The organism is Achromobacter sp. (assembly GCF_050285585.1).
GTDB lineage: Bacteria > Pseudomonadota > Gammaproteobacteria > Burkholderiales > Burkholderiaceae_B > Achromobacter.
In genome coordinates this window covers 89631-102171 of the sequence record NZ_JBLZXF010000006.1, presented here as the reverse complement: position 1 = coordinate 102171, position 12541 = coordinate 89631, and the positions used below count along the sequence as shown (strand labels likewise).

The 12541-nt window shown below is 67.8% G+C and carries 11 protein-coding genes; 8 read left to right on the top strand and 3 right to left on the bottom strand.

Annotated features, from left to right (window positions below; genetic code table 11):
* Positions 1-13 precede the first annotated feature (13 nt).
* Both ACN6PJ_RS11000 and ACN6PJ_RS10995 read left to right on the top strand, forming a co-directional pair.
* Positions 14-2116: a 3-hydroxyacyl-CoA dehydrogenase NAD-binding domain-containing protein gene (locus tag ACN6PJ_RS11000; RefSeq protein WP_427995894.1), complete on the top strand. Its 2103-nt coding sequence runs from the start codon at positions 14-16 to the stop codon at positions 2114-2116.
* Positions 2117-2208: 92 nt separating this feature from the next.
* Positions 2209-2637, top strand: coding sequence for a PaaI family thioesterase (locus ACN6PJ_RS10995; RefSeq protein ID WP_427995893.1), 429 nt, complete (start codon positions 2209-2211; stop codon positions 2635-2637).
* A 12-nt stretch (positions 2638-2649) separates the two neighbouring features.
* Here ACN6PJ_RS10995 and ACN6PJ_RS10990 read toward each other — a convergent pair whose 3' ends face one another.
* Positions 2650-3624 carry a Bug family tripartite tricarboxylate transporter substrate binding protein gene (locus ACN6PJ_RS10990; RefSeq protein ID WP_427995892.1) on the bottom strand — a complete coding sequence of 325 codons (975 nt, stop codon included), beginning with the start codon at positions 3622-3624 and terminating at the stop codon, positions 2650-2652.
* 258 nt (positions 3625-3882) lie between these two features.
* On the opposite strand from ACN6PJ_RS10990, the gene ACN6PJ_RS10985 reads away from it, so the two are divergent.
* The 6 genes from ACN6PJ_RS10985 to ACN6PJ_RS10960 all read left to right on the top strand — a co-directional run bounded on the left by ACN6PJ_RS10985 (position 3883) and on the right by ACN6PJ_RS10960 (position 9942).
* The gene (locus ACN6PJ_RS10985; protein WP_427995891.1) at positions 3883-5064 is read left to right on the top strand and encodes a CaiB/BaiF CoA transferase family protein; all 1182 of its coding nucleotides are present in this window, start codon (positions 3883-3885) and stop codon (positions 5062-5064) included.
* Between the two features lie 20 nt (positions 5065-5084).
* Complete coding sequence (locus tag ACN6PJ_RS10980; protein WP_427995890.1) at positions 5085-6056, top strand: Bug family tripartite tricarboxylate transporter substrate binding protein; 972 nt, start codon at positions 5085-5087, stop codon at positions 6054-6056.
* 12 nt (positions 6057-6068) lie between these two features.
* Entirely contained in the window at positions 6069-6860 is a 792-nt protein-coding gene (locus tag ACN6PJ_RS10975) for an enoyl-CoA hydratase (RefSeq protein WP_427995889.1), read from the top strand.
* Positions 6861-7042: 182 nt separating this feature from the next.
* Complete coding sequence (locus ACN6PJ_RS10970) at positions 7043-9004, top strand: hypothetical protein (RefSeq protein ID WP_427995888.1); 1962 nt, start codon at positions 7043-7045, stop codon at positions 9002-9004.
* A gap of 43 nt (positions 9005-9047) precedes the next feature.
* Positions 9048-9518: a type III secretion system chaperone gene (locus ACN6PJ_RS10965; protein WP_427995887.1), complete on the top strand. Its 471-nt coding sequence runs from the start codon at positions 9048-9050 to the stop codon at positions 9516-9518.
* A 37-nt stretch (positions 9519-9555) separates the two neighbouring features.
* Positions 9556-9942, top strand: a complete 387-nt coding sequence (locus ACN6PJ_RS10960; RefSeq protein ID WP_427995886.1) for a type III secretion system chaperone — start codon at positions 9556-9558, stop codon at positions 9940-9942.
* 20 nt (positions 9943-9962) lie between these two features.
* On the opposite strand, the gene ACN6PJ_RS10955 is transcribed toward ACN6PJ_RS10960, so the two are convergent.
* Together ACN6PJ_RS10955 and ACN6PJ_RS10950 are read right to left on the bottom strand one after the other, a co-directional pair.
* A complete protein-coding gene (locus ACN6PJ_RS10955) occupies positions 9963-10877 on the bottom strand; it encodes a LysR family transcriptional regulator (RefSeq protein WP_427995885.1) in 915 nt (304 codons plus the stop codon).
* 32 nt (positions 10878-10909) lie between these two features.
* Positions 10910-12367 carry a phospholipase D-like domain-containing protein gene (locus tag ACN6PJ_RS10950; RefSeq protein WP_427995884.1) on the bottom strand — a complete coding sequence of 486 codons (1458 nt, stop codon included), beginning with the start codon at positions 12365-12367 and terminating at the stop codon, positions 10910-10912.
* Positions 12368-12541: the final 174 nt, after the last annotated feature.

Here is a 12541-nt window from a genome sequence, read left to right as displayed (position 1 = left end):
GAAAGGGTTCACCATGAACTTGACCGTTACTTCGCCGTCGCGCGACCTCTCCAATACCGTCCGCTACGCCCTGCATGGACGCGTGGCCGTGATCTTTCTCGATAACCCGCCCGTCAACGGCCTGGGCGACACCGTGCGCCGCGGCATCCATGAGGGGCTGGCCCAGGCGCAAGCCGACGACGGGATCGACGCCGTCGTCCTCATCGGCGCCGGCAAGGCCTTTTGCGGCGGCGCCGACATCCGCCAGTTCAACACGCCGGCCGCGACCGCCAAGCCCATGCTGCGGGACGTGATCGCGGCCATCGAAGCTTCCGGCAAGCCGGTGGTGGCCGCCATCCATGGCTTTGCGCTGGGCGGCGGACTGGAGCTGGCCCTGGGATGCCATTACCGCATTGCGCAGGCCGGCGCCCGGCTGGGGCTGCCGGAAGTGAATCTCGGCCTGGTGCCCGGCGGCGGCGGCACGCAGCGCCTGCCGCGGCTGATCGGCGCGATGGCGGCGGCCGCGATGATCCAGTCCGGCAAGCCGCTGGACGCCGCGTCCGCCCTCGCCGCCGGGCTGGTGGACGCGGTCGCCGAAGGCGATCTGCTGGAGTTTGCCCTGTCCCACGCCCGTGAACGCGCCAAGCTGGACTCGCATCCGGTCGCCGCGCGCCGCGCCCTGAACGCAGACGGGGCGGATTTCGCCGCGTTGCGCGCCCGGCTCAATCCCAAGGCCCGCAATGCGATCGCCCAGCGCGCGGCGATCGATTGCGTCGAGGCCGCGACCCGTCTGCCCATCGAAGCGGGGCTGGACGAAGAGCGGCGCCTGTTCGACGCGCTTGTCGAGGGCGATGCGTCCAAGGCGCTGCGCCATCTGTTCTTCGCCGAAAAGGAGGCGCCGCGCGTTCCGGGCGGCGGCCGCCCGGCCGAGATCGGACGCGTGGGCATCCTCGGCGCGGGCACCATGGGCGGCGGGATCGCCATGGCGTTTTCCAATGCGGGCTTCCCCGTCACGCTGTACGAGCGCGATCGGGCGGCGCTGGACCGGGGCATGGCGCTGATCCGCAAGAACTACGGCATCACGGCGGCCAAAGGCAAGCTCGACGCCGCCGGCGTCGAAGCCCGGATGGCGCGCATCGCGCCCAGCCTCGACATGCAGGATCTGGCGCAGGCCGACCTCGTCATCGAGGCCGTGTTCGAGGACATGGCCGTCAAGCAGGCCGTGTTCCGCCAGCTGGATGCCGTGTGCAAGCCCGGGGCGATCCTGGCCACCAACACCTCGCGCCTGAACATCGACGAAATCGCGGCTTGCACGGCGCGGCCCGAAGCCGTGATCGGGCTGCATTTCTTCAGCCCAGCCAATGTCATGAAGCTCCTGGAAGTGGTGCGCGGCGCGCGCACCGGCGCCGACGTCATCGCCACCTGCATGGCCGTCGCGCAGAGGATCGGCAAGATTCCGGTGTTGGTCGGGGTTTGCGAAGGCTTCGTCGGCAACCGCATGCTGACGGGCTATTGGCGCGAGGCGGGATTCCTGCTGGAGGAGGGCGCCAGTCCGCAGCAGATCGACGGGGCCTTGACACGCTTCGGCATGGCCATGGGGCCGCTGGCGATGGCGGACCTGGCGGGCATGGACATCAATTGGGCCACGCGCAAGCGTCTGGCGCCCACGCGGCCGGCGCATCTGCGCTATTCCAAGGTCGCGGACCGCATCTGCGAACTGGGGCGCTTCGGTCAGAAGACCCAGGCCGGCTATTACCGCTACGAACCGGGCAGCCGCCAGCCGCTGCCGGATCCCGTGGTCGACCGCATCATCGAAGATTGCGCGCGCGAGGCCGGAATCGCGCGCAGGCCGGTAAGCGACGAAGAGATCGTCGAGCGCTGCATGCTGGCGCTGGTCAACGAAGGCGCCCTGATCATCGAGGAAGGCATCGCGCAGCGCGCCTCCGACGTGGACGTGGTCTATGTCCACGGCTACGGCTTCCCGGGCGCGCGAGGCGGCCCGATGTTCCATGCGCAGACGCTGGGGCTGGCGGCGACGCTGGAGAAAATCCGGGCGCTGCGGCGCGAGCACGGCGAGCATTGGAAGCCGGCCCCGCTGCTCGAACGGCTGGTGGAGCAGGGCGCCACGGCGTTCTGAGGCGTCCGCGCCATGGCCAAGGCCGCGGCCGGCGACATGCCGGCCGCGGCCTTCTTTGCGATACTGTAATTCCCTAAACCTTGGCCCCTGCCATGACAGACTCCATTCCTTCCGGTTTCGCGCTCTGGCGCCCGAGCAGTCCCTTCATGACGCATCTGGCCGATCTAGGCGCGCTCTACAAGCGCGATGCCGACTGCGTGCTCGCGCTGCGCGTGGGGCAGGCGCATACCAATATGCATGCCATCGCCCATGGCGGGCTGCTGGCCACCCTGGCCGACAGCGCGCTGGGCCACACCATCGCGCAGCAGGCGCAGGTGTCCGTCGTGACGGTGCAGATGTCGGTGGAATACCTGAACCCGGTGAAGCCGGGCGACTGGCTTGAGGCGCACGTCCGGATCGACAAGCAGGGCAGGCGCCTGATCTACGCCACCTGCCTGCTGCAAGTGGAAGGCCGCGTCATGCTCAAGGCCAACGCGGTCTTCGCCGTGCGGGCGGCGCTCACGCCGGCCTCGGACGGCTAGGAGCCCGCAGGCTCACTCCACCTTGACGCCGGTGGTCTGGACCACATTGCGCCATTTGGCCGTTTCCTCCGCCACGAAGCTGGACACCTGCTCCGGCGTCATGGGCCCCAGCGGTTCGCTGTTCTGCCCGGCCAGCCGCTGCACCATCTCGGGCGAGTTCATGATCTCGTTCGTGGCGGCGTTGAGCTTTGCGACGATGGCCGGATCGGTCCCCGCCGGCGCGTAGAAGCCCAGCCAGGTGTAGACGTCCAGGCCCGGCGCTCCCGATTCGGCGAACGTGGGCAGGTCGGGAAACAGCTTGCTGCGTTCGGCGCTGGCGACCCCGATGGGGCGGAGCTGGCCCGATTTGATGAAGGGGGCCACGCTCATGGCGTCCTGCACCGCGACCTTGAGTTCCCCGGACACGACCGCGTTGGTGGCCGGCGACGCGCCCTTGTACGGCACGTGCTCCATCGGCACGCCCGTGATTTTCTTCAGCCACTCGCCGCCCAGGTGGGTGGAACCGCCGAATCCCGCCGAACCGTAGGGCACGCCGGGCTGCGACTTGCCCCAGCCGAGGAACTCGGGGATGGTCTTGACCGGCAGGCCCGCGTTGACCACGAGCAGGTTGGGCGCGCGCGCCAGGATGGAGATGGGTTCGAAATCCTTGACCGGGTCATATCGCACCTTGGCGTTGACCGCCGGGCCGATCACGTGGCCGGTGGCGCTGACGAGCAGCGTATAGCCGTCGTTCTTCTGGCGGGCCACCAGCTCGGTGCCGACCTGCCCGGCGGCGCCGGGCTTGTTCTCGACCACGAAAGTCTGATTGAAGCGTTTGCCCAGTTCGGCCGACAGCAGGCGCGAAACAATGTCGGTCATGCCGCCGGGCGCGAATGCCACGACGACGGTGACGGGATGGTCGGGATATTCGGCGCGGGCGGCGCCCGTGGCCAGGCTGCTCGCAAGCAGCGCGCCGAGCGCGCCGCGTCGCAGGATGTTGCGGATCATGGTTGTCTCCAGGAGTCTTATCGTGAGGGCGGCGCGGTTTCCACGGTGCGCCTCCGCGAGGGCAGTATGGCGGCGTCGCGCGCATTACTCCATCCGAAATATTCGAACTCAACGTTCGCGTCTGTCTAAAACACCGGCCCGCCGGGAGCACGGGCGCGCCGCTTGAAAACCGGCGAACGCAGCGTTCGAAACATTCGACTCCTCGCCGCGCAATGCGGCCTGCATAATTTTCCGGATCGTCTGAATCACGGAGACACTATGCTTCACAATGCCTTGCGCGGAGTAAAGGTCGTAGACCTGTCGCGCATCCTCGCGGGCCCCTGGTGCACGCAGAATCTGTCGGACCTTGGCGCCCAGGTCATCAAGGTGGAACATCCCGGTCGCGGCGACGATACGCGCGGCTGGGGGCCGCCCGACCTGCGCTCGGCGGACGGCAGCGCATCGATGTCGGCCTATTTCATGGCCTGCAATCGCGGCAAGCAATCCGTCGCCATCGATTTCTCCACGGAAGAGGGCGCGGCCCGCGTGCGGGAACTGGTCGCCGACGCAGACGTGCTGGTCGAGAACTACAAGGCCGGCGGCCTGCGCAAGTACGGGCTGGATTACGCCTCGCTCTCGCGCATCAATCCGCGTCTGGTCTATCTGTCGATCACCGGCTACGGCCAGTCCGGCCCGATGGCCGGCAAGCCGGGATACGACTACGTGTTCCAGGGCATGGGCGGGCTGATGAGCTACACCGGGCAGCCCGACGGAACGCCCGGCGCAGGGCCGCTGCGCACGGGCGTCGCGGTGGTGGACCTGATGACCGGCATGTATGCCACCTCGGCCGTGCTGGCGGCCCTGCGCCAGCGCGACCATACCGGGCAGGGCATGCCGCTGGATATCTGCCTGCTCGATGTGGCGGTGGCGCTGAACGCCAACCAGGGCGCCAATTACCTGGTGTCGGGCGAGGTTCCCAAGCGCAGCGGCAACGCGCATCCCAACTGCGCGCCGTACGAGGTTTTCGCCTGCGCCGACGGCCACCTGATCCTGGCCATCGGCAACGACGGCCAGTTCGCGCGCTTCAGCGGCGTGGCGGGCCACCCCGAATGGGCGGCCGACGCGCGTTACGCCACCAACAGCGCGCGCCTGGAGCACATGGACAGCCTGCGGCCGCTGATCGCCGGAACGCTGGCGGGCGCCGCGCGCAAGCGCTGGACGGACGCCTTCGACGCCGCGGGAGTGCCATGGGGGCCGATACACACGCTGGACGAAGTGTTCTCGCATCCGCAAGTCCTGCATCGCGGGCTGCTGCAGACGGCTACGCATCCCACGCTGGGAGCGTTGCGCCTGGTGCGCAACCCCTTGCTGGCGGGCACGCCGGCCGAAGCGCTGGGCGCGGCGCCGCCGCTGCTCGGCGAGCACACGGAAACGGTGCTGGCCAATCCCGCGACCCTTTAATCCCCCCCGAGGAGACAACAATGAAAACCCTGAAATTCCACCTGGCGGCGGCATGCGCCTGCCTGGCCCTGCCGGCGATGGCCGCCGCCGAGTACCCGGACCGGCCCATCCGGCTGGTCGTTCCCTATGCCGTCGGCGGCACGACGGACATCATCGCCCGCGTGGTCGGCAATAAGCTCGGCGAGCGTCTCGGGCAGTCGGTCGTCATCGAAAACCGGCCCGGCGCCGGCGGCAGCATCGGCTCGGCCTACGCCGCCAAGCAGCCCGCCGACGGTTATACGCTGGTGATGGCCGTGGAAAGCTCGCACGCGGTCAATCCGAACGTCTACGCCCGGAGCGCCTACGATCCGGTCAAGGATTTCGCGCCCATCAGCAACCTGGCCGACGTGCCCAACGTGCTGGTGGTGAATCCCGCGCTGCCCGCGCAGGACCTCGCCGGGTTCCTGCGGCTGCTGGCAGCCAGCCCGGACAAGTACGCCTTCGGTTCGTCCGGCAACGGCGGCCTGAGCCACATGAACGGCGAGCTGTTCCTGAAAACCACCGGCACCCGCATGCTGCACGTCCCCTATAAGGGATTAGGGCCGGCGCTGAACGATCTGGTGGCGGGTCAGGTGCAGGTCGTGTTCGACAACATTCCGTCTTCCTACCCCCTGATCCAGGGCCAGCGCATACGTCCGCTCGCCGTGGCGGCGAAGCAGCGGCTCAAGGTGTTGCCGGATGTGCCGACCTACGCCGAGGCCGGCCTGCCGGCGATGAACAATCCGTCGTGGTTCGGCCTGGCCGCGCCAGCCGGAACGCCGGCTCCCGTGCTGGACAGGCTGAATGCCGCCGTGCGCGAAGCGCTGGCCGATCCCGCCACCGCGGCGGCCATCGAGAAGCAGGGCGCCGTGCCCAGCCCGATGTCGCGCAAGGAATTCGGCGCGCTGATCGCCCAGTCCTACGGCCACTGGAAGACCGTGGTCGAGGAAATCAAGTTCGAGAAAATGCAGTAACAAGGAACCCTGATGAGCACCAAGACCTTTACCGTTCCCCATGCCCGCGCCGACGTCGACGCGGCGGGCATCGCCACCTTGACCATGCAGGACGCCGGCGTGCTGAATATCCTGAGCACGCCGGTCATCGACGGCCTCCGCGAGGCGCTGGCGAGGCTGCGCGAGGACGACTCGGTGCGCGTGCTGGTGCTGCGCGGCGCCAGCGAGCGAGCCTTCGTGGCCGGCGCCGACATCGCGGAAATGGCCGCGCTGGACGAACCCAAGGCGCAACGTTTCATCTCGAACCTGCGCGACCTCTGCAATGCCGTCCGCCATTTCCCGGTGCCCGTCATCGCGCGCATCCCGGGCTGGTGCCTGGGAGGGGGGCTGGAATTCGCCCTGGCCTGCGACCTGCGCGTCAGCGCCGACGACGCGCAATTCGGCATGCCGGAAGTGAAGGTGGGCATTCCGTCGGTGATCCACGCCGCCCTCATGCCCCAGCTGATCGGCGCCGCCAACAGCGCCTGGATGCTGCTTACCGGCGAGCTGATCGATGCCCGCCGCGCCCAGGACTGGGGGCTGGTGAATGCGGCGGTGCCGGGGGCCGAACTGGACGGGGTCATCCGCAAGCTGGCCGAGGGGTTCGCCGCGCTGGGCCCGGCCGCCCTGCGCCAGCAGAAGAAGCTGCTGCGCCGCTGGGAGACGATGTCGGTGGACGAAGCGATCGAGGACAGCGTGGCGGAATTCGGGGCCGCGTTCAATACCGGCGAGCCCCAGAAATTCATGAACGCGTTCCTGGAGAGCAAGCGCCGCGAAAAGGCCTGAACCGCTTCCCCCCCTGGGCGCCCGTTCAGGGGGGGCGTTGCCGGGGCGCGCGGGGCGGGAAGGCGCGGCGAAACCGGCCCGGCTGCCGTTGGAACTTTCCTCTCCTTGCCGTTACTCAGACCGTGAGCTTGGCGGGCCAGTCCGCGCCCGTCGTCCTTCGACTATCGATTCACGGGAACGCCATGGTTACGCAAGTGCAGGGAACATCGGGCCAATTCCAGACGAATTTGCTCGCCAGCATCGGAAATCAGTTCCAGAACTTCGCCTCGGCGATCGGGCAGGGGCTGAGCCGCGTCCTGGCCAGGGGGCAGGGCGACCCGGTACCCCAGTTCGGCCAGCGTTACGCCCCGGTCAATGGAAACAACTTCCAGGGCAACGTGGCCGGATACCGGGTCATGGGCGACAAGGCCAAAGGTGTCGAGCCGGGTTTCATCGCCAAGCGCGACTGGACGCCCGACGATTCCGCCAAGCTGCAGGATCCGCAACATAAATTCCATCTCCACGCACTGCGGCTGGCGGCAGGCTGGCTGGCAGCGCAACCTCCGCAGGGCGGACCGAGCGATCAGGCGCTGGACGCGATGATGCAGCGGGTGCTGGCGTCCATCGCCGGGTCCGGCTCCCCTCATGCCGAGCTTGCCGACGAGCTGCTGCAGGCAGCCAAGGAAGAGGGCGCGCCCAGCGTGCTGGCGGGTTTGCGGGCAAATGCCGGCCTGGAAGACGACTTCAAGAGCGCATTGGTTTCGACCCTGATGCAGGAGGCCTTCTCCGGCAGCGCGCAGACGGCCGACCAGACGCGAGCCGGGCAGGCCAACGAAACGCTGGACCGGCTGCGTCAGGGCATCATGGAGACCCAGCCGAAATTCAACAAGAATCACTACATCAAGCTGGATTACTACGAATCCGATAAGTCCGGCGACCGCTACCAGATCCCCAGCGACAAGGCGAAGAACGCGCTGCATCGCTGGTACACGGGCGCCACGGCAAAGGACCGCAACGAGGGGGCCGTGCGCGAGGCGCTGGCCAACGACCTGATGCGCAGCCTGGGCATCCAGAGCCAGAAGCTCAAGATCGTTGAAGGGGAGTACGCCGACGGCACCCCCAAGCTCATGCTGGACGGCACCCACGTGGACGGCGTGGACGGAAACTCGTTCAGCGACTTCGACGGCAAGCCCCTGCGCGGCGAGCGCTATCTGAAGGACGGCATGCTGGTGCGCAACACCAAGGCGCAGGGCGATGCCCAGGGCGTGTACAGCGGGCCGCCGGTGCTGGATTCCAGCATGAACGAGCTGGGCCGCAACAAGATCCTGCTGCTGCTGATGGCCGATCGCGACGCGCTGGGCTCCAAGGGCGGGAATAAGGGCTACGTGGGCAATACCTTCGTCGGCATCGACCCCGGCCATGCGCTCGAAGGCGGCCTGTTGAGCCGGCGCGGCGACATCAATTCGGATTTTTCGTTCAAGCAGCCCGGCGTGTTCGCGTCCCAGGGCTACAAGAACTTCTCCATGTTCGACCAAAGCCCGCTTTCCGAGAAGATGGAGGGCGTGCGGCAGATCGCCAGATTGAAGGAGTCCGGCGCCGACGGCCGGCTGTTCGACCTGTATGCCCAGCAATTCGGCAACGGGCGCCCCGACGCCGCCAATTTCGGCCAGCACATCCAGGACATCAAGGCGCAATATGAAGGCCGGCGCGACGACATCCTGCAGATATTCCAGGAACGGCTCGCCGTGGACAATTTCGATTTCGGCGTGCCACGCGCCGATATCAACCACGTGAACCTGCGCGACATTTCCCTCAACATGCTCGACGGGCTGGAAAAGCTGACCTCTCCGACCATCGCGAGAACCGGCAGCGGCATCCAGCTGCGGCATCCGCAGATCAGCGATCCGGACAAACGCAAGGAGTGGCACATCAGCCAGGATCCCGGCACCAACGATCTGCTGTTCACCTGTTCCGGGTCGAAGGGCGAAGTGTCCAAGATGAACAAGGCGATTCAGCGCTACCTGGGCGGCCACGCCGGGCAGTTCGGAGCGGCCCTCGATATCTCCCCGAACGGCAAGACGGTCACGCTGCGCGTTCCCGCCGGCGTGGTGGCGCAGCTCGGCGCGCTGCTCAGCCCCTCGGCCATCCTCGACTACAAGCATTGAGGCCTTCCGGCCCCGCTCTTTCCGCTACCAAAGGAAATCCGCTATGTCCATTTCTCTGCCCGCCAAACTGACCGCCGTGGCGAAGGCCCTGGGCCGGGACGGCACGCTTTTCGATGAGCAGGGCGCGGGCGCGCTGCTCGTCGATGGCACGACCCTGCTCCTGCAGTATTTCGTCGAAGGCGACACCCAGGTACTGGTGCTGGCCGCCGACCTGGGCGCGGTCGCGCCGCAGGCGCGCGCCCGCATCTACCCCATGATGCTGGCGGGGAACACCTCCTGGCGTTCGGTCGCGGGAGGCGCGCTGGCCCTGGACGATGCGCGGCATCACGCGATGCTGATCCTGCGCCTGGACCTGGCCGAGCTCGGCAGCGAGGCCCTGGAGGGAAGAATCCACGCGTTCGGCGACGCCGCGGTCAACTGGCGCGCCCGGCTGGAGCTGTCGCGCGATGACGGCGCGGCCCAGCCCGTCGCGCAGCCGGAACCGCCTGCCTTCACGCCGGCAAACTTCGCCTGATCTCCCCGCCCGCCCCTTAAGCCGAACGCGCCTGCCTATGAACATCGACACTTTCCTCGCGCTGGTCAACGCCTACTGCACGCGGGCCGGCCTGCCCGCCGCCACGCTCGAAAACGAACATTGCGTGCTCTTGCCGCAGCCCGGGCAGGCGGTGATACTGGCCTGGGACGCAGCCGAAGAAGAGGTGCTGGTCCTAGCCCCCGTGGGCTCGGAGCCGGTGGAGCTGGACGGGGAGTCGGCCGTCCAGTTGCTGGGCGACGCCTATCTCGGCCAGAACCTGGCGGGCGCAGCCGCCGGGATAGATCCGCAGACGGGCGGCCTGGTCCTGTGGCGGCGCCTGCCCGCCTATGGCCTCACGGCAGATCGGCTGGAGCGCGGCATCCAGCGCACCGTCGTCGCGGCGCAGGCCTGCCTGGGCAATTGAAGGCTGGGCGCGGGCGGGGTTCAGCCCTGCTCGCGGGTGGCCGCCACGATAGGGTCGTCCAGCAGGTACTCGGCGACTTGTTCGACGAAGGGCGAGGGCGGAACGCCGGCCTGGGTGACGAGCGTCAGCTCGCGCAGCGCCCAGGGCTCGCGCAGGGCCACCGCCGCGATCCGCGCTTCGCGCAGCGCGCTGGCCGCCACGCTGCGCGGCACCAGCGATACGCCCACGCCGGCCTCCACCATGGACAGCACGGCGTCGAAGGTGTGCACGTGGATGCGCACCTTGGGCACCTTGCCCGCCAGCTTCGCCATATCGTGCAGGAAAATATAGTTGCTGCTGGCGCGGCTCATGCACACGAAATCCAGGTCCAGCACCGCCGGGAAGCGTACCGGCGAACTTTCCACCACGGGGTGGTTCAAGGGCGCCGCGATGATCAGCTCATCGACCGCGTAGCGCGTCGCGTTGACACCGGCGGACTTGGCGCGGCCGGCGAAGATGCCGATGTCGGCTTCCTGGCCGGCGATGGCCGCCTCGATGGTATTGCTGGAACGTTCTTCGAGCAGGATATTGACGTTGGGATTGGCCGACAGGAAGCGGCTCAGGCTGGGCACGATGAAGCCGTTGAGCGAACTGCTGTTGGCGAACAGCTTGACGCTGCCCTTCAGGCCGCTGGCGAAACCGCTGACCTCGCCATGCATGCGCTCGACCCCGGCCAGCAGCGAGCGCACATGCTTGAGCACGAAGGTGCCTTCGGACGTGAGTTCCATGCCGCGCGCTTCCCGCTTGAACAGCGGCACGCCCATGGCGAACTCCAGGTTCTTCAGGCGATAGCTGGCCGACGAGGCGGTAAGGTGCACCGCATTGGCCCCGCCGGACAGGCTTTTCGCCTCGGCGATCGCGAGGAACAGGCGGAGATCGGTAAGTTCGTAGCGCATCGAGCAAGATTACCGTAGTTGGGCGGGCGGCGTCACAGGTAGGGCGTCGCCAGCCAGATCACCTTATTGCGCAGGCGCTTGACGAAAGGCGCCTGCTGCAGGCCTTCCAGCGTTTCGCGCTTGGCCCCGCCTATCAGCTCGTCCACCCGCGCGGCGATCCAGCGCGCCACGCCCGGGTCGTAGATCTCCGTGTCCAGTTCGAAGTTCAGCCGCAGGCTGCGGGGGTCCAGGTTGGACGACCCCACGTACGCCCAGGCGTCGTCCACGGTCATCAGCTTGGAATGGTCGAACGCGCCGCGCGAGCGCCAGACCCGGCAGCCGGTGCGCACCACCTGGTCCAGCTGCGCCGTCATCGCGTAGTCGACCAGCCGAAGATTGTTCTTGCCCGGGATGACGATATCCACCACCACCCCCCGGCGCGCCGCGGTGGCCAGCGCCCCGATCAGCGTCTGGTCGGGCAGGAAATAGGGAGACTGGATGCGGACGTGGCGCTGCGCCACCGCCAGCGCGCCCAGCAGCATGTTGTGCGAACTGCCCAGCGCGCGGTCGGGGCCGGACGGCACGCAGCGCATCGGCACGCGGCCGGTGAGCGGCAGGGCGCTGGGATCGAACCAGGGCTTGGCCGGCAAGAATTCGTGCGTGGTGAAATTCCAGTCGTGCGCGAACACGGACATCAGCTGCGTCACGATGGGCCCTTCCACGCGGAAGTGCGTGTCGCGATTGGTCGCCGGCCCGGCCAGGGCGCTCACGAAGGCGGCGCGCACGTTCATGCCGCCGGTGAAGCCGACCCGCCCGTCGACGACCAGCACCTTGCGGTGGCTGCGCAGATTGGCGTAGGGCATGCGCAGCACGCCGAGCGGATTGGTCATGAAGCGCGCCACCGGCACGCCGCCCCGCGACAGCATGCGCACGATGGGCGGTCGGGAGTACTTGGAGCCGATGGCGTCGATCAGCACGCGCACTTCCACGCCGCGCGCCCGCGCCTCGATCAGGGCCTGCGCCATTTCGCGGCCGATCGGATCGTTGTCGAAGATATAGCTCTGCATCGCCACGGCGTGGCGCGCCTCGCGGATCGCCTGCAGCATGGCCGGATAGGCCTCGTCGCCGCCGGCCAGGGGCTGCACCGCGTTGCCGCCCAGCAGGCGGAACCGGCTGACCCGGTCGCCCAGCACCTTCAGCGAGGCGAATTGCGCGCCGGAGATCGGCGCCACGTCCACCGGCGCCGTCTCGACCTGCTCCGCGTCCACCACCATCGCCTCGTCGCGTTGCTGCGACAGCCGCGTCTTGCGGATGCGGTTGATGCCGGCCACGAAATAGACCAGCGCTCCGAACAGGGGCGAAAACAACGCCACCCCCACCCAGCCGATGGCGGCCCGCACGTCCTGTTTGGTCATCGCGGCATGCACCGCCGCGCCGGTCCCCGCCACGATGCTGATGGCAAATACCAGATGGGGCCAGTAATCGATCAAAATAGCGTGTAGGCGGTCCATGGCGATGGCGTGGGAAACAGGCTCCAGACGGAATCAATGCGCAAGGATATCAAGGCGGGAGAGCCTGGCAAGTAGGCCTGCGCCGCCCGCTTTCACACCGCCTCGAAAAACGTGCTAGAATTCGGCCTCTTCGTTGATGAGCTTCTCTTTTCAGAGGGCGGCGGCGAAGAAAGC